This window comes from Pontibacter amylolyticus (assembly GCF_014638845.1).
GTDB lineage: Bacteria > Bacteroidota > Bacteroidia > Cytophagales > Hymenobacteraceae > Pontibacter > Pontibacter amylolyticus.
Genome location: NZ_BMFP01000002.1, coordinates 188,240 through 204,231, shown reverse-complemented (window position 1 = coordinate 204,231; position 15,992 = coordinate 188,240). Strand labels below are relative to the sequence as shown.

Here is a 15,992-nt window from a genome sequence, read left to right as displayed (position 1 = left end):
ACAGATGGCGGGACACCACCAAACAGCTCACACTCGCGGGACGCGAGCGAGGGCATCAGTAGCCCGCTAAAATTCCGATTCCGTCCGCCTATACCTGTTTTCTGTCGTATCAGCTGTATATCAGGAATAAAAAACCGAACTTTGGGGCGCAACATTGGCAAAGGCGCCTTGTTATACCGTGCAGGTAGCTAAACGAGCGCGAGTCCACAAAATAGAGCAGATGGAAGTAACCGATATGAAAGTAACGAAGGTAGACTACGCCGCCACAGGCGCCTTCTCCCAGACAATAGCCGATTACCTTGCCCAAAGCAACAAGCTGCAGGCTTTCTATCACCGCTTCCCGACGCTGGAGGCTTTCGGCGAGCAGATCAAAGAGAAGCAGTTCACGGAGGCTCAGCGCCATACCTTGTATCAGGCCTTGCAGGAGCAGTATGGCTCCGTGGCAGACATCCATCCCGCAGTGCAGCAAAACCTGGAGCTGCTGCAGCAGCCCAACACCTATACCGTTACCACAGGCCACCAGCTCAATATCTTCACTGGTCCGCTTTACTTTGTGTACAAGATCGTGACGGCCATCAACACCTGCCGTCAGTTGAAGGAGAAGTACCCGGATTACAATTTTGTGCCCGTGTACTGGATGGCCACCGAAGACCACGACTTTGCGGAGATCAACCACTTCAACCTGTTCGGCAAGCGCTATACCTGGGAGTCGGAGCAGACAGGCGCGGTGGGCCGCTTCGCTACAACCGGTCTCGACAAGGTACTGGAAGAACTGCCCGAAGCCTTCCCCGTTTTTGAAGAAGCCTACCGCAACAGCAAGACGCTGGCTGACGCGACCCGCGCCATTACGCATGCCCTGTTCGGGGAGTATGGTTTGGTGAGCATCGACGGGGATCATAAAGAGCTGAAAAAGGCGCTTATACCTGTGGTGGAAAAAGAGCTGACGGAGCAGTTGTCGAATAAGCTGGTAGAGGAGACGAACGCCCAACTGGAAAAGCTGGGGTATAGGCCGCAGGTGTTTTCGCGCGAGATCAACCTGTTTTACCTGCTGGAAGGTATGCGCGAGCGCATTGTGCAGGAAGGTGACCGGTATAAGGTACTCAACACCGACCTCAGCTTCACACGGCAGGAAATCATGCAGGAGGCGCAGCAACACCCGGAGCGCTTCAGTCCGAATGTGATTCTGCGCCCGCTGTACGAGGAAATGGTGCTGCCGAACCTGGCCTATATTGGCGGTGGGGCCGAAGTGGCGTACTGGTTCCAACTGGGCAAGGTGTTCGAGGCGCATCAGGTAGCCTTCCCGCTCATCATGCTGCGCAACTCGGCCCTGTATATCAGTAAACCCAACGCCACCCGCCTACACAAGCTGGGGCTGGAGCCACTCGATCTTTTCCAGGATTACCTGGAGCTCAAAAAGAAACTCTCGTCGCAGCTGCACGAAGCGGAAATTAACTTAGAAGCGCAGCGCGAAGCCTTGTCAGAGGTTTATAAACAGGTAGAGGAACTGGCCGCAGGTATAGACCCGACGCTGGTGAAGGCTGTGGCAGCCGAACAGCAGAAAGCAACCAACGCCCTGCAGATGCTGGAGAAGAAGCTCTCCAAGGCGCGCGACAGCAAGCACGAGCAGACCTTCAAGCAACTCGAAAATCTCAAAGACAAGCTCTTCCCGAACGGCAGCCTGCAGGAACGCCAGGACAACCTGCTCTCGTACCAGACCAACCACCCCAACTTTATACCTGCACTGGTAGAGGCCTTCGATCCGCTGGAGTTTAAATTCACGATACTGGAGGAGGAATAATGCACAAAGCCGAGCTGCGAAAGACCATGCTGCAACGCCGCCGGGCCCTTTCCGTCGACGAGGTGGCCGTGCGCAGCCAGCGCATTGCAGATTTGTTTTTCCGGCACTTCCCACTGAGAGCAGGGCAGACGGTGCACGTGTTTCTGCCGATCATCAAAAACAACGAGGTCAACACCTGGGCCATCATTGAGCGACTGCGGCTGGAATTCCCCGAAGTGCGGGTGGTCGTGCCCGTCACCGATGCTGCCCAAAACGTGCTCACCCACCATCACCTGACCGAGGAGTCGGTGCTGGTGGAAAACGCCTGGGGTATACCCGAGCCGAAAGACGCGCAGATCATACATGCCAACGAGGTGGACCTGGTGCTGCTTCCTTTGCTGGCTTTCGACAGGCAGGGCCATCGGGTAGGGTATGGCAAAGGCTTCTACGACCGCTTCCTGGCCGACTGTCGCCCTGATGTGGTGAAGGTGGGGTTGTCGCTGGAGCCGCCCGTGGAGCGCATTGCCGACCCCAATGAGTACGACGTGCCACTTGATTATGCCATTACGCCCGAAGGCGTCTGGCCGGAGGCTATACCTTAATCATCCTCTTCCTGCGCCTCTTCCTTTCCCTCCTTTATGGTTTCGGCGGCTTCTTCTGCTGTGTCCTCATCGGGCTGCGGCTCCTTCTGCTCATACTTGTTCTCAGGCGCAAAGCTTAAGGTGGCCATCATCGGGAAGTGATCGGAGTTGATGTCCGGCAGTCGCTCCAGTTTCACCAGCTTGAAGTGGTCAGAGTGAAAGACATGATCCAGGGGCCAACGCAGCAACTTATACCTGGCGTTGAATGTGTTGTAAAAACCGCGGCCTATGCGCGGGTCCAGCAGGCCGCTCACTTCCTGAAACAAGAGGGTGGTGTTCGACCAGGCCACATCGTTGAAGTCCCCTGCCACAATCACAGGGTAGTCAGAGCGCTTCACCTCTTTGCCGACCAGCACGATCTCCGCATCACGCTTTTTGGAGTCATCATCTTCTGTGGGCACGGGCGGTTTGGGATGAACGGCGTGCAGCTCCACCCATACGCCGTTCCGCAGTTGCACATAGGTTTTAATGGAAGGAATCTCCTCGTCGAGCAAATGCCGGATGCGTGTCTGGCGCAGGGGCAGCTTGCTGTACAGGTGCATGCCGTAGGTGTTCGACAGGGGGATGGTGACACGCTCCGGGAAAGCGTCGGTGGCGGGGCGCAGCGCTTCCTGCCAGATGCTGTCCGTCTCCAGCGTGAGCAGTAGATCAGGGTTGCGTTCCTGTATCAGGTCGACGAGCAACTGGTGCTCCACATTATGCTGGTACACATTGGAAACGAGGATGCTCAGCTGTCCGTCTGCGGGGGCATCAGCAGGGGCCTGTTTCACCTCAACAGGGGAGAGGAAGGTATAGGGGTAAATATTCACGGCCTCAAACACCAGAGAGGCGACCAGCCCCATCAGTAAGATTTTGTCTAAGCCAAAGCGCCACAGGCGCATACCCAGGAAAAAGAGCAGTGTCAGGGCGGCCATTACAAATATCTGGGTCCTGGGGAAATCAAAAATGCGGATATACCATGCCTCAAAGGGCAGTAGCGGCACAAAGGTCGCTATGATGAGTATGGTAGCCACAGTTCTCAGCGCAATGACTGCAGCGTTTTTCATGGTTTTTTGGGTGCGTTTGGCAGGACTTGGGTTGGGAGGAAGATTTTTCTATATAGTTGGTTTGCAGTATTACGCAAGCCCCACACAGATGTTGGGAGGGGACTGGCCAAGTGATAACAGGTCGGCAACAAAAAGCCCCGCTGCAGGACTGCAACAGGGCTTTAAGTTAGGAACGCTGATAGCGTTTATTTCTTTTTGCCATTTAACACCTGGCGGAGTTGAGCGACAGGGCCGAATTCAGCCTGCTCAATTGTTTTGCCACCCAGGTAAATTTTGCGCAGCTGCACTTCAACAGGTGCCATGGTACGGGTCATGTCCGAGCTCACCACTTTGGTATAGAACTCACGGGCTTCTACCACTGCGCCACGCTCAAACTGATGTCTTGACTCGTTCTTGTTAACGGGCAGACCAGGTATCACCTGGTACGTTGTGCACACTACTTCGTACTTCGCCTTGAATGGGGTTACCAAAGGCTTCACCACTTTCTGTAATAATTTCTTCATTTTGCTTCCTGTTGATTTGCTTTCAATGCTTTAAGACAACGCAAAATAAGACTTAATTCCAGAAATAAAACAATTTTTGTAACAGCGCGCGAAAAAAAATTGGGCGGGCAGAATTATAAGTGGCTGTTTTATACTTTGTTAAGATGGAACATGGCTGCAGGGGGCTAAAATTAAGCAGCTTGGTATAAAACGAAGGTATAGCATGAGCCTGCTATACCTGTAAAACCCTATAACCAGTCACTTTAATAGCGCATGCAACCTCCTGATATACTATTTGTTAGCTTGTTCTACTCTGTCCGGTGTTACCTGGGCTTTCTGCAGCAGTCGCTCTATATCCGGTGTTATTTTCTCGGGTTTGGTGATCGGGGCGTAGCGTTTTACCGGCTTTCCGTTGGCATCGATCAGGAATTTAGTGAAGTTCCATTTCACCCGGCTGCCTAGCAGACCACCCAGTTCTGACTTCAGGTACTGAAACACCGGATGAGCATTGGGGCCGTTTACGTCCACTTTCTCCATCATCGGAAAACTGACGCCATAATTGATCAGGCAACCCTGCTCTATTTCTTCTTTGCCACCCGGCTCCTGGTTGCCGAATTGGTTGCAAGGGAAGCCCAGGATCACCAAACCCTCGTCCTTGTATTTCTTATAGAGGTTCTCCAGGCCTTCGTACTGGGGCGTGAAACCGCAGTGGCTGGCCGTGTTCACCACCAGTACCACTTTCCCTTTGAAGTCATCCATGTCCACTTCCTTGCCCTGCAAAGAGGTGGCCGATAAGTTATAGAATTCGCTGTTGTTCTGAGATCTGCTCATGTATTCGTTTGTAAGGTATATCCTATACCTCAACCGAAATTCTTTTAAAAGGTTTTATTCCACAGGGCGGAGGCCGCGCGTCATTTCACGCTTGCCCGGAGGGCCTGGCAGGGCCTCCACTTCGTAGCCGGCCGCTTTGAGGCTGCGCTTAAACGAGCCCTTGGCGCAGTAGGTAACCAACACGCCGCCGGGGCGGGTGGCCTGGAACAGCTTGGCAAACATCTCGTCAGACCACAGCTCGGGCTGCTTTTCGGGCGCGAAGGCGTCGAAGTAAATGAGGTCGTAGTAAGCGCGCGGCGGCACGAACTCCTCAAGTGTTTCGTGGATCTTTTGCAGCGTGAAGTAGGGGATCACATCCACCGGTTCGTTCCAGGGGGCTTGGTGCAGTTTCAGAAACACGTCGTGCAGTTCCGGGTTCAGGATCACTTTGTCAAACTGCAGTTGCTCCACCACCTCCATGGTCAGCGGAAACTTCTCCAGGGTGTCGTACTGGATAAAGGCTTTCTGGGCCAGCGCAAAAGGATAGGTAAGGATGGCGTTGAGACCGGTGCCAAAACCCACCTCCAGTATTTTGATGTCTTTGCGAAGATTAAGCACATGCTCCAGGCCGTGCTTAATGAAGACATGCTGCGACTCCTGCAAAGCGCCATGCACCGAGTGGTAGTGCTCGTTCAATTCGGGCACGTACAGGGTGTAGGAGCCATCTTTGGTCTGCCTGATTTCGAGATGCATGATTATTTGTTTACTTTACAAATGTAAGCAATGGTTGGAGAATAATGAGGAATGAATAATGATTAATGAATAGGGTGGAATGAATAATGAGTAGTGATTAACGACTAATGATGAATCAATAGTGGGTAGTGGCTGTAGAGGAATGATGAATGTGCTGTACCGTTCGCTTAAATTCCAATTCTCTGGCTACGCAGGTGTTTCGGACAGCCGTGTTCCGAAGATCATTTTAGTTACTATAGGGACAGGCCACGACTTGCCCAATCGTGCACAACCAACCATTTAACAATTTAACAATACAACCATTTAACTAGCAAACATGCCCCGCATCAAAGTAGCTATACCTGCACACGTCTCTTTTGAGGCCTCTATACCTGTCCGCATTACCGACCTGAACTACGGCGCCCACCTCGGCAACGACGCGCTGCTCTCCATTCTGCACGAAGCCCGCCTGCAGTTACTAAAAAATTTCGGCTATACCGAGCTTGACCTGGGCGGGGCGAGCCTGATCATGGCTGATGTGGCCATCGAGTACAAAGGCGAGGGCTTCTACGGGGATGTGCTCACGCTGCGGCTGGCTTTCGACGATGTGCACAGGTATGGCTTCGATATTACATACCACGTGCTCAACCAAAATGGTAAAGAAGTGGCCCGCGCCAAGACCGGTATGCTGTGCTTTAATTACCAGCAGCGAAAATTAATGGCGCTGCCCGACGAAGTAAAAGCCAGGATTGAAACTAAAGCCTGAGTATTTTTGTAATTTTGTGATATGAATTTGATTGCAGACATCCCCGTTTTAAATAAAAAAGACATTCGCAAGCTGTCGCTCGACGACCTGAAGGCCTGGCTCGTGGAGCAGGGCGAGAAAGCGTTCCGTGCCAAGCAGGTATACGAGTGGATCTGGAAGCACTCAGCGCAGTCGTTTGAGGAGATGAACAACGTGAGCCTGGCCCTGCGCGAAAAGCTGGACCAGCACTTTGCCATTAACGCAGTGCAGGTGGCCACCAAGCAGATCAGCAACGACGGCACCATCAAGTCTGCTTTCAAACTGCACGACAACAACATTGTGGAGGGTGTGCTCATACCCCACGAAGAGCGCAAGACTGCCTGCGTGAGTAGCCAGGTGGGTTGCTCGCTTACCTGCAAGTTCTGCGCCACCGGCTACATGGACCGCGTGCGCAACCTCGATGCCGCCGAGATCTACGATCAAGTAGTGCGCATCAACCAGCAAAGCCTGGAGCAGTACGGACAGCCGCTTTCCAACATCGTGTACATGGGCATGGGCGAGCCGATGCTCAACTACGCCAACGTGATGAAGAGCATCGAGCGCATCACGGCGCACGACGGCCTGGGTATGGCCGCACGCCGCATTACGGTGAGCACGGCAGGCATCGCCAAGATGATCAAGAAGATGGCTGACGATGGCGTGAAAGCCAACCTGGCCTTGTCGCTGCACGCCGCTAACGACGAGAAGCGCAACCAGATCATGCCGATCAACGAAACGAACTCACTCGAGGCGCTGACCGATGCCCTGAAGCACTTCCATGAAGTGACGGGCCGTAAGGTAACCTACGAGTACATTGTATTCCAGAACTTCAACGACACGCTGCAGGACGCCGAAGAACTGTACCGTTTCTCCAAGGTGATCCCTTGCAAGATCAACCTGATCGAGTATAACCCGATCGAGAACGCCGACTTTAAAAATACTGACGAAGACCGCTGGCAGAACTTCATTTACTACCTCGCCGACCGTGGCGTGCAGGTGAACGTGCGCCGCAGCCGTGGCAAGGACATCGACGCCGCCTGCGGACAGCTCGCCGTGAAAGAGAAACAGCCCGTTTAGGCGTAAGCTATACCTCATACAAAAGGCCCCCGCTATACCTGTAGCGGGGGCCTTTTGCTATACCTGGGTTTTCGGTCAGCTGGCTTTGTTGAACCTACCCTCTGGCCTTGGCCTGCCGCTGGAGATGTCGTGCGGGTTATTAGTGATCTCCTGTTCTCTGAACAGCACCGCGTGTTCCTTCGGTCTTATCTCCTGGCCAAACTCTGCGGCGTACTGCTGCGTGAACTCCGCCCCGAACAGCACGATAAGCGACGAGTAATAGATCCACACCAAAATCACGATAATAGAGCCGGCCGCCCCGTAGGCCGAGCCTGGGTCGCTGGTGCTGATAAACCAACTGATCAGGAATTTGCCAATGGTGAACAGCAAAGCCGTGATCAAGGCGCCCACCCACACATCTTTCCACTTGATATAGGCATCGGGCAGGTACTTGAAAATAAGTGAGAATAGCGCCGTAATGATGGCAACAGACAGAATAAAGTCCATTGCTTTAATGAGGTAGTAGAGTACATCAGGCGACATAAAAGTCAGGTAGTTGTCGAAGATGGCCCGGAGATAATCGCTCAGGATGGAGATGACGGCACTCAGCAGAAGCGACACCAGCATCAGCAGGGCGATGCTCAGCACGATGCCAAATGAGAACATACGCACCTTCAGCATCTTCACGATCCCGTTCGTTGGTTTCGGTTTCACGTTCCATACCCGGTTCAGCGACTCCTGCAGTGTGGCGAAAAACGTGGTGGACGCAAAGATCAGAGTCCCTATACCTATCCAGAAGGCGATGCCGCCCCCTTCGCTCAAAGCTGCATTCTGCACGATGGTCTCAATGGATTCGGCTGCGCTAGGGCCTATCGCCCCAGAGATTTGGCTGGAAAGCTCACCGGAAACGGCCTTCTCCCCAAAAAAGAAACCGGCTGCCTGTATAATTATCACCAGCAACGGCGGTATGGAAAAGATGGCGTTGAAGGCCAGCGCCGCCGCGAGCATCAGGGAGCCATTGTCCAGGAACCCGTTGAAGGTATTCTTTGTGAGCGGGAATATAATGCCGGTTATAGATTTCGTCATGTCGCGTGTCTGTATCAGAATAGCTTTTTGATACGGCAGCGGGAAATGTTAGGTTGGAACCCTACAGCTTATCGATGGCGGCGGTAAGATTGCCGCGCGCTTTTACAACAGCCTGTATACCTGTTGGGCTCAGGCAGATGTTCCCGAGGGCCAGCCCGCTCTCAACTCCAGGCGGCGGCACCATAGTGGCATCTTGCGCGGGTATAAATCCGTACACGGGAGCGAACTTAAAGTATGGCCCGATGTCGCTACGAAACCTCCTCCAACCGCTGTTGCTGTTCCTGTTGCTGTTCGGCTGTGCCCAAAGGCCCGAAGATAAAGCCAAAAGTATAGCCCGGGAGGTGCTGGAAAACATGGGCGGGGAGAAAGGCTGGAACGACACCCGCTACCTTGCCTGGACCTTCAACAACCAGTACCAGGTATGGGACAAACACCAGAACCGCTTCCGTTGGGAGCAGGACAGCCTCGTGGCCATTATCAACACCGACACCAAGGACGGCAAGGTATACGTAGAAGGCCGGGAACTGCAGAACCCGGAGGAGAAACAAAAGCTGCTGGAGCGCGCCTATGCCCTCTGGATAAACAACTCTTATTGGCTCGTGATGCCCTTTAAACTGCAGGACGAGGGCGTAACGCTCCGCTATGTGGGCGAGGAGCAAACCCTGGAGGGGGCCCCGGCCGATGTGCTGGAGATGACCTTTGCCCAGGTGGGTCTCACGCCGCAAAACAAGTATAAACTATGGGTGGATAAGGAGCAGGGGCTGGTAACGCAGTGGGCTTTCTTCCGAAGCGCCGAGGATGCCGAGCCCTCCTTTACCCGGCGCTGGAGTGATTACAAAGACTACGGAAGTATAAAACTGGCCTCCGACCGCAGCAATGCCCAGGGTGAATTCAAGCTGACCGACATAGCCGCTCCAGCCGAGGTGCCGGATACCGTGTTCAACAGCCCCACCCCAATCGAGAAACTTTAGTTCCTGGGAGACAAGACACAGGATCATTGTATGCCGATCCGGTATGGAATAGAAGAAAGGGGAAGGGCTGCCAGGTATGGCAGCCCTTCCCCTTTCTAAAAAGTCTTAAGTCCTGCGTCCGGAATTACAGCTTATCGATAGTTGCCGTGAGGTTGCCGCGCGCATTCACGACTGCCTGTATACCTGTTGGGCTCAGGTAGATGTTCTCGAGGGCCAGATCGCTCACAGCCCCCCGCAACAGCACCGACTCGTGCAGGCGACCTGACTGGTTCAGGGTATGCTGCAGCATATTGCGCACATCCGTTAGCTGGCTCTGCACCGGTATATTCACCTGACTCTGGATCATCTCCTTGAATTTGTTTTTGGCGAGCCAACTGGCCGTGTTCACGAGCATGTCTTTGGTGTCGAGGTCGTAGTCCACGTCGCGCAGTTTGATGGAGGCGGTTTGCGCATCGTAATAAGGCGTGCCGCGCAGGTATACTTTGCCCATCAGTTTCTTTGTGAAGAGACCTGCCTTGGTTTTGCCGTCCACGTCCAGCATCAGTACCAGCTGCTCGCCGCTCGGGGTGATGGCGGCGTCCTTTACGGTGAGCTGACTTTTGCCGTCATCGAAGGTATAGGTCTGGTTGGCCACCTGCTGCTGCAGCAGGCTACTGGCCTGGGTATAGGGCACGGTAGCGGTCAATCCGATCTGGATGTCGTCGCTCAGGCGGCTGTCGATGATCAGGCGGGGCAGGGTTCTGTTTACCTGCGTTTGGGGCTTGCCCTCGGTGCTCACCTGTATAAAAGAGCTGATGCCCAGGCGGGTGTGCAGACTGCCGTTGTGGGCGTATAGCGGGGCCATGCGCACTTCCTGCGGCTTCACGGTGAGCCAGGCGTTGAGGTTGTCTTCCAGCTTCACGGGCTGCTGCAGCTGCACCCAGGTGTCGGTCACGTACTGGCGCAGGTTCAGGCGGTTCTGTATTTCCTTGTCCAGCTGGCGGGCGATCGTGTTCATCTGCTGCTGCATGGCAGGCTCTATAAAACGCGCCAAGCCGATCTTAAGCGGACCCAGGTAGATGTAAGGTTTGGTGTTGCCCCATTCAAAATTGCTGCTTGTGATGGTGTTCACCTTATAATCGTCAGTCAGGCCAAAGCGGCTTTCGGTTTGCACGACCATGTCAAAAGAAGTAGCCTCGGTTTTGCTGAACGAAGGGCAGGCCTTACAAGGCCCCCATTGCCAGCGGCCTTTGGCGTAGACCTGCAGTGGTATATTGAAATAGAGTTTGTCCTTATCGGCCCGGATGGTCATGCGGCCCTTTTTGAGCACGGTCACCATCAGGTCGTCATCCTCCAGGTTATCGTCTTTGTAAAGCGTGCCCTGTACTTCCTGGTTCAGCTTGTCCTCAATGGCAGACAAGGGGATGGAAACAGGTATGCTGATAGACGAAAGCTTCGGCTGGTACACGGGCGCATGCGCCACAGTAGCCGGAGGGGCGGTGGTGTTCAGACGGGCAGTACTGGAGCAGGCCTGAAAAACGAGCAGGCTGCTGAGTACAAGCAAAATAAAAACGAACTGTAGGGTAGTGAGTCGGAACACGCGGTATAGGCTTCTAAATAAGGACGCAAGTTACGGCATTTGCGCTTTCGCTATACCTGTGTAAGGTCTAGCAAATCAGGTTTCCTGACTGGCGGGCTGCAGGAGCCGGGTCAGCATAGCGCGGATGCCTTCTTCGGTGTCAACAATGCCGCACTCCTGAATTGTTCCTTTCAGGTAAGAAGCAAAAAATGGCGTACCCGTCTGTTTAACTTCCTGGCTGGATACGGGATTTTCGCTGGCGCTCATGCGCGCGAAAGTAATATTGGTGTACCGAGGTTCTGTAGAAAGCTTCCGAAAGGAAGGGGACAGTTGTTTGCATACCGGGCAGGCCGGGTCGGTGAACTTGACGATCACTCTTTCCTTTTCAAAAATCAGCTGACGCAGCTTTTCGTCATTTATTTCAGTTACAGTCATGTTTCATAGTTTTGAGGCCGGAAAACCTGTTACGGTCCTGCGACAGTATTCCATGTAACTTGTAGACGTTTTGTGCAAAATATAGGTTAACCGCTGAATAAGAAAACAGCCGCCAACAAGATGCTGGCGGCTGTTTGTGCAAGTGTAGCTAATCTTTAATCTTTATTAAAATACAAATCCAGGGCGGATGGCCCATTGGCAAACGGAAAGCAAAGGCTATCAGCGTTTCGCTCCTTTTTATATTTAAATGAATATATAGCCTGAAGCAAATGTTGTGCCTGATTTTTGCAGATGGGGTCTGCGGTGATAATTTCGTTTGTTGAGCAAAAAAAGCGGATGATGCTTTCGCACCACCCGCTTTCGGTTTTATACTTTGTAGAGTTTTGGCTTTAGGGGACTATCAGATCATGTGTCTTACCCTGTAAGTTCTTTGTCCAAAAAGTCTTTTTTCAAGATAATCAAACGCCTTAGGCCAGCGTCTGTTCTTCCTTCATCTTCTTCAGGTTCAACAGCATATCCTCCGTCATGGCATCTAGGTCATAGGCAGGTTTCCAGCCCCAGTCCTGCTGGGCGGTGCTGTCGTCGATGCTCTGCGGCCAGGAGTCGGCGATCTGCTGACGGTAGTCGGGCTTGTAGGTGATGCTGAAATCAGGTATAAACTTTTGGATGGACTCGGTAATTTCCTTCGGCGAGAAGCTCATGGCGCTCAGGTTGTAAGAGTCGCGGATCTTCACCTGCTCGGCCGGGGCGTGCATCAGGTCCAGCGTCGCTTTCAGGGCATCTGGCATGTACATCATCGGCAGGTAGGTGTCTTCGCTCAGGAAGCACTCGTATGTTCCGCTCTCTAAAGCCTTGTGGTAAATGTCCACGGCGTAGTCGGTGGTGCCGCCGCCCGGCAGGGCTTTGTAACCGATCAGGCCAGGGTAGCGGAGGCTGCGCACATCGAGGCCGTATTTCTGGAAGTAGTACTCACACCAGCGCTCACCGGCCTGCTTGCTGATGCCATAGACCGTGTTCGGGTCCATGACGGTATACTGCGGCGTGTTCTGGCGTGGGGTGTTCGGGCCGAATACGGCAATGGAGCTGGGCCAGTACACCTTCTGCACCTTGTGCTCCAGCGACAGGTCCAGCACGTTGAACAGACCTTCCATGTTCAGCTTCCAGGCGAACTTCGGGTTGCGCTCACCGGTGGCCGACAGCACGGCGGCGAGGTGATAAATCTGCTTGAATTTATATTTGGAGGCTAGTTCGGCCAAAACGTTTGTGTCCAGCACATCCACCTTCTCAAATGGGCCTGAGTCGCGGAGGTCAGCCTGCTTGGGCGCCGAAATATCGGCGGCCACTACATTAGACCCACCGTACATATTGCGGAGCTCCAGGGTGAGTTCAGAGCCAAGTTGTCCGCAGGCGCCAATCACCAATACCGTGTCACTTGTGTTTGCCATAGTCAGAGTAAATTAATTGCACAAAGTAACCGATTTCAAGGCAATCCTGAAAGTATAAACACAAGAATCCCAAAGGTTCTGAAATAGAAAACGCCTGCCAAAGGCAAGCGCTTCAAGCTCACTAATTTAATCTTAACCTATTATTTTCACCACGGACCAAAGGTATAGCGGCTGGCCGGGTACTGAAAGAGCGAGGGGCAGATTTAACGATTAAGTAATGCAACGTTAAAATAGAAATAATGCCATCCTGTTTCAGGAGTGCGATTTTCTTATATTTGTTGAGCAAAAGGCCGCCGCAGGAAGCATTGCAGGCCGATTGGGTGAATGTAAGACACGATTCAGGCCTGTTTCCGTACCTTTGCAGGTATAGCACACGGTCAGCGCACTATGACGTTTGAAGAGTACCTCATAAAGAAGCGGATAAACAGGGATGCCTTCGCGGCAGAAGATCCGGGCCGGTACCGGGCCTGGGAGAGCATGTACGCGCAAATGCACCCCAACAGCTTTTATGTGGCCGTGAAAATGGTGCTCAACAACGTACGGCTGCGCTACCACCTGCGCGAAGAGGATGTGCCAAGGCCAGCCACCACGTCTGCTCCACGCCCAGCCGCCCGACGCGCCGCCCCGTCAGGCGCTATACCTGAAGCCGGCAGAACTGCTGCTATACCTGCGCCTCAGGCAGAGATCACTCCAGATGCGCTGGCTATACCTGCCACCCCGGACGTTCCACAGGAAACAACTGAGGAAAAGCCGGTTATACCTGCCGCAGCGCCTAAGCCAAGACCTGTGGTGCGCCGACCAGCAGCTTTGCAAACGCCTGCTGCCGAAGATGAAGCGCCAGCCCCGGCAAAACAGGCCGAAGAAGCCGCCAAGCCTGCCGCGCCACGCGCCAGACCGGTAATCAAGCGCCCGGCCGCCCTGGCAAAACCGGAAGACCAGCCAACCAGAGAAGAGCAAGATACCAAAGCTATACCTGAGCAGGCCGCTTCTTCGGAAGCATCAGCTGAAGCAGCTAAGCCAGTCCGCCCGCGGCCTGTGATCAAGCGGCCAACCGCGCTGCAAAACCCGCTGCAAGGGGAGGAGCAACCAGTTTCGGGAGTAGCAGACGAAGGTATAGCGCCAGCCAGTGAGACAGCCGCTGAAGCACCAAAGCCACCGCGCCCAAGACCGGTGATCAAAAGGCCAATTGTTTTGCAGAAGCCTGTGGAAGAACAACAGTTGGGTTCAGGTATAGAAGCCGGGCCAGCTGCTGCAGAAACAGCGCCAACAGGTATAGACAACCCAACGCAATCCGCTGCCGAAGGCGCACCAAAACCACCCAGGCCACGGCCTGTCATGAAGCGCTCGGCTGCTTTGTCAAAACCTGCTGCTCCGGAAGCGATGCCGGAAGAGGCAAAATCTGCTGAGGGGGAACTTGCTATACCTGACGCGACTGTAGACGTATCACCAGAAAAGAAATTCCCTGCAAATGAACTTGCAGCGGAAACCTCACCAATCGCGCCAATTACTGAAGTGGAGCAGGCAGGCAATCAGCCAGTTCAGCACACACCAGAAGCGCAGCCCAATGCTGCGCCACCAGCCAAGCCGCCCCGTCCGCGCCCGATCATCAGGCGACCGACACCGCCAGTCTCGGCTGCACCAGAGATAGAACCGAGCGTAGAAGAAAAGCAGGAGAGTCCAGCAATACTGGATAGACCTGAGGAAGCGGGAACGGAAGAGCCCCCTATACCTGAGGACCAGGCGGAAAAACCAAAACCACCGCGGCCGCGACCTATCATCCGTCGTCCGCCGCCCAAAACAGAGGAATAACCGAAGCCAGGTGCTATACCTGCCGATCAAAATAAATTAGTAACAGCCTAACGAAGATAAACATGTACGAAACCTTAAAACCAGATTTGGAAAAACAGCTTGCCGAGATCAAGGAAGCTGGTTTGTATAAGCAGGAGCGCATCATCACCACGCCGCAGGGCGCGGACATTGATACCACGCAGATGCAGCACGTGCTGAACTTCTGCGCCAACAACTACCTGGGCCTGTCGGCTCACCCGAAAGTGATCGAGGCGGCCAAAAACGCCATCGACACGCATGGCTACGGCATGAGCTCGGTGCGCTTCATCTGTGGCACGCAGGACATCCACAAAGAGCTGGAGCGAAAGCTATCCGAGTTCCTGGGCACGGAAGACACCATCCTGTACGCAGCGGCTTTTGACGCCAACGGTGGTGTATTTGAGCCGCTTTTCGATGCGGAGTCAGCCATCATTTCAGATGCCCTGAACCACGCCTCCATCATCGACGGCATCCGTCTTTGCAAGGCGCAGCGCTTCCGCTACGAGCACAACAACATGGAAGACCTGGAGGCCAAACTGCAGGAGGCCATGAATGCCGGCACCAAGCACCGCATCATCGTAACCGATGGCGCCTTCTCCATGGACGGCACCGTGGCGCAACTCGACAAGATCGTAGAGCTGGCCGACAAGTATAAGGCCCTGATCCTGGTGGACGACTCGCACGCGACTGGCTTTATGGGAAAGACGGGCCGTGGGGTGCACGAGTACCACAACGTGATGGACAAAATAGACATCATCACGGGCACGCTGGGCAAAGCCCTGGGTGGTGCCATGGGTGGTTTCACGTCTGGCAAAAAAGAGATCATCGACATGCTGCGTCAGCGCTCCCGTCCATACCTGTTCTCCAACTCACTGGCTCCGTCCATTGTGGGTGCGTCCATCGCGGTGCTCGACATGCTGAGCTCCACCACCGAACTGCGCGACAAGCTGGAGTGGAACACCAAATACTTCCGTGAGCAGATCACGGCGGCCGGTTTCGACATCAAGCCGGGCGATCACCCGATCGTGCCGGTGATGCTGTACGATGCCCCGCTGGCACAGGAATTTGCCGCCCGCATGCTCGACAAAGGCATCTACGTGATCGGCTTCTACTACCCGGTGGTGCCAAAAGGACAGGCCCGCATCCGGGTGCAGCTCTCTGCCGTGCACGACCGCGTACACATAGACAAGTGTATCGCCGCCTTCATAGAGGTAGGCCGCGAGCTTGGTGTGATCAAGTAGAATTGCAAATCTATCAAGGTATAGAAACAGCCGCTTCCGCTTGGGGAGCGGCTGTTTTTTTAGTACCTTGTCAGGTACGGTTTTCATTTATACCTGCTATA

At 54.0% G+C, this 15,992-nt stretch carries 16 protein-coding genes; 7 read left to right on the top strand and 9 right to left on the bottom strand.

Going from position 1 to position 15,992, the window contains the following annotated elements:
* The first annotated feature begins 220 nt into the window (after positions 1–220).
* Together bshC and IEV97_RS05840 are read left to right on the top strand one after the other, a co-directional pair.
* Complete coding sequence (bshC, locus tag IEV97_RS05845) at positions 221–1,798, top strand: bacillithiol biosynthesis cysteine-adding enzyme BshC (protein WP_188500582.1); 1,578 nt, start codon at positions 221–223, stop codon at positions 1,796–1,798.
* On the top strand, positions 1,798–2,379 hold the full coding sequence (locus IEV97_RS05840; RefSeq protein ID WP_188500581.1) for a 5-formyltetrahydrofolate cyclo-ligase: 582 nt from the start codon (positions 1,798–1,800) through the stop codon (positions 2,377–2,379). The genes bshC and IEV97_RS05840 overlap by 1 nt, the downstream gene beginning before the upstream one ends.
* Here IEV97_RS05840 and IEV97_RS05835 read toward each other — a convergent pair.
* From IEV97_RS05835 to mnmC2, 4 genes are all read right to left on the bottom strand, one after another.
* Positions 2,376–3,464 carry an endonuclease/exonuclease/phosphatase family protein gene (locus IEV97_RS05835; protein WP_188500580.1) on the bottom strand — a complete coding sequence of 363 codons (1,089 nt, stop codon included), beginning with the start codon at positions 3,462–3,464 and terminating at the stop codon, positions 2,376–2,378. The genes IEV97_RS05840 and IEV97_RS05835 overlap by 4 nt on opposite strands.
* A 185-nt stretch (positions 3,465–3,649) precedes the next feature.
* Positions 3,650–3,967 carry a hypothetical protein gene (locus IEV97_RS05830; protein ID WP_188500579.1) on the bottom strand — a complete coding sequence of 106 codons (318 nt, stop codon included), beginning with the start codon at positions 3,965–3,967 and terminating at the stop codon, positions 3,650–3,652.
* Positions 3,968–4,237: 270 nt separating this feature from the next.
* Positions 4,238–4,777 (bottom strand): glutathione peroxidase, encoded by a 540-nt coding sequence (locus tag IEV97_RS05825; RefSeq protein WP_188500578.1) that lies wholly within the window; start codon positions 4,775–4,777, stop codon positions 4,238–4,240.
* A gap of 54 nt (positions 4,778–4,831) precedes the next feature.
* The gene (mnmC2, locus tag IEV97_RS05820; protein WP_188500577.1) at positions 4,832–5,509 is read right to left on the bottom strand and encodes a tRNA (5-methylaminomethyl-2-thiouridine)(34)-methyltransferase MnmC2; all 678 of its coding nucleotides are present in this window, start codon (positions 5,507–5,509) and stop codon (positions 4,832–4,834) included.
* A 316-nt stretch (positions 5,510–5,825) separates the two neighbouring features.
* On the opposite strand from mnmC2, the gene IEV97_RS05815 reads away from it, so the two are divergent.
* Together IEV97_RS05815 and rlmN are read left to right on the top strand one after the other, a co-directional pair.
* The gene (locus tag IEV97_RS05815) at positions 5,826–6,254 is read left to right on the top strand and encodes a thioesterase family protein (protein ID WP_188500576.1); all 429 of its coding nucleotides are present in this window, start codon (positions 5,826–5,828) and stop codon (positions 6,252–6,254) included.
* A 21-nt stretch (positions 6,255–6,275) separates the two neighbouring features.
* On the top strand, positions 6,276–7,349 hold the full coding sequence (gene rlmN / locus IEV97_RS05810; RefSeq protein ID WP_188500575.1) for a dual-specificity RNA methyltransferase RlmN: 1,074 nt from the start codon (positions 6,276–6,278) through the stop codon (positions 7,347–7,349).
* A 75-nt stretch (positions 7,350–7,424) separates the two neighbouring features.
* On the opposite strand, the gene IEV97_RS05805 is transcribed toward rlmN, so the two are convergent.
* Positions 7,425–8,414 carry a YihY/virulence factor BrkB family protein gene (locus IEV97_RS05805; protein ID WP_229733821.1) on the bottom strand — a complete coding sequence of 330 codons (990 nt, stop codon included), beginning with the start codon at positions 8,412–8,414 and terminating at the stop codon, positions 7,425–7,427.
* Between the two features lie 61 nt (positions 8,415–8,475).
* Positions 8,476–8,631, bottom strand: coding sequence for a hypothetical protein (locus IEV97_RS05800; RefSeq protein ID WP_188500574.1), 156 nt, complete (start codon positions 8,629–8,631; stop codon positions 8,476–8,478).
* 25 nt (positions 8,632–8,656) lie between these two features.
* Here IEV97_RS05800 and IEV97_RS05795 point away from each other — a divergent pair, with 25 nt between their 5' ends.
* On the top strand, positions 8,657–9,385 hold the full coding sequence (locus tag IEV97_RS05795; protein ID WP_188500573.1) for a hypothetical protein: 729 nt from the start codon (positions 8,657–8,659) through the stop codon (positions 9,383–9,385).
* A 124-nt stretch (positions 9,386–9,509) separates the two neighbouring features.
* On the opposite strand, the gene IEV97_RS05790 is transcribed toward IEV97_RS05795, so the two are convergent.
* The 3 genes from IEV97_RS05790 to IEV97_RS05780 form a co-directional block, all read right to left on the bottom strand.
* Positions 9,510–10,964, bottom strand: coding sequence for a DUF4403 family protein (locus tag IEV97_RS05790; protein WP_229733820.1), 1,455 nt, complete (start codon positions 10,962–10,964; stop codon positions 9,510–9,512).
* A 75-nt stretch (positions 10,965–11,039) separates the two neighbouring features.
* Positions 11,040–11,378 carry a thioredoxin family protein gene (locus IEV97_RS05785; protein ID WP_188500572.1) on the bottom strand — a complete coding sequence of 113 codons (339 nt, stop codon included), beginning with the start codon at positions 11,376–11,378 and terminating at the stop codon, positions 11,040–11,042.
* A gap of 467 nt (positions 11,379–11,845) precedes the next feature.
* Positions 11,846–12,823, bottom strand: a complete 978-nt coding sequence (locus tag IEV97_RS05780) for an NAD-dependent epimerase/dehydratase family protein (RefSeq protein WP_188500571.1) — start codon at positions 12,821–12,823, stop codon at positions 11,846–11,848.
* Positions 12,824–13,210: 387 nt separating this feature from the next.
* On the opposite strand from IEV97_RS05780, the gene IEV97_RS05775 reads away from it, so the two are divergent.
* Both IEV97_RS05775 and kbl read left to right on the top strand, forming a co-directional pair.
* Positions 13,211–14,632 carry a hypothetical protein gene (locus tag IEV97_RS05775; protein ID WP_188500570.1) on the top strand — a complete coding sequence of 474 codons (1,422 nt, stop codon included), beginning with the start codon at positions 13,211–13,213 and terminating at the stop codon, positions 14,630–14,632.
* 62 nt (positions 14,633–14,694) lie between these two features.
* Positions 14,695–15,891 (top strand): glycine C-acetyltransferase, encoded by a 1,197-nt coding sequence (gene kbl, locus IEV97_RS05770; RefSeq protein WP_188500569.1) that lies wholly within the window; start codon positions 14,695–14,697, stop codon positions 15,889–15,891.
* The last annotated feature ends 101 nt before the right edge of the window (positions 15,892–15,992 follow it).

Coding starts and splice junctions, on each gene's coding strand:
- bshC (WP_188500582.1), top strand. CDS start 221: ATGGAAGTAACCGATATGAAAGTAACGAAGGTAGACTACGCCGCCACA.
- IEV97_RS05840 (WP_188500581.1), top strand. CDS start 1,798: ATGCACAAAGCCGAGCTGCGAAAGACCATGCTGCAACGCCGCCGGGCC.
- IEV97_RS05835 (WP_188500580.1), bottom strand. CDS start 3,464: ATGAAAAACGCTGCAGTCATTGCGCTGAGAACTGTGGCTACCATACTC.
- IEV97_RS05830 (WP_188500579.1), bottom strand. CDS start 3,967: ATGAAGAAATTATTACAGAAAGTGGTGAAGCCTTTGGTAACCCCATTC.
- IEV97_RS05825 (WP_188500578.1), bottom strand. CDS start 4,777: ATGAGCAGATCTCAGAACAACAGCGAATTCTATAACTTATCGGCCACC.
- mnmC2 (WP_188500577.1), bottom strand. CDS start 5,509: ATGCATCTCGAAATCAGGCAGACCAAAGATGGCTCCTACACCCTGTAC.
- IEV97_RS05815 (WP_188500576.1), top strand. CDS start 5,826: ATGCCCCGCATCAAAGTAGCTATACCTGCACACGTCTCTTTTGAGGCC.
- rlmN (WP_188500575.1), top strand. CDS start 6,276: ATGAATTTGATTGCAGACATCCCCGTTTTAAATAAAAAAGACATTCGC.
- IEV97_RS05805 (WP_229733821.1), bottom strand. CDS start 8,414: ATGACGAAATCTATAACCGGCATTATATTCCCGCTCACAAAGAATACC.
- IEV97_RS05795 (WP_188500573.1), top strand. CDS start 8,657: ATGTCGCTACGAAACCTCCTCCAACCGCTGTTGCTGTTCCTGTTGCTG.
- IEV97_RS05785 (WP_188500572.1), bottom strand. CDS start 11,378: ATGACTGTAACTGAAATAAATGACGAAAAGCTGCGTCAGCTGATTTTT.
- IEV97_RS05780 (WP_188500571.1), bottom strand. CDS start 12,823: ATGGCAAACACAAGTGACACGGTATTGGTGATTGGCGCCTGCGGACAA.
- IEV97_RS05775 (WP_188500570.1), top strand. CDS start 13,211: ATGACGTTTGAAGAGTACCTCATAAAGAAGCGGATAAACAGGGATGCC.
- kbl (WP_188500569.1), top strand. CDS start 14,695: ATGTACGAAACCTTAAAACCAGATTTGGAAAAACAGCTTGCCGAGATC.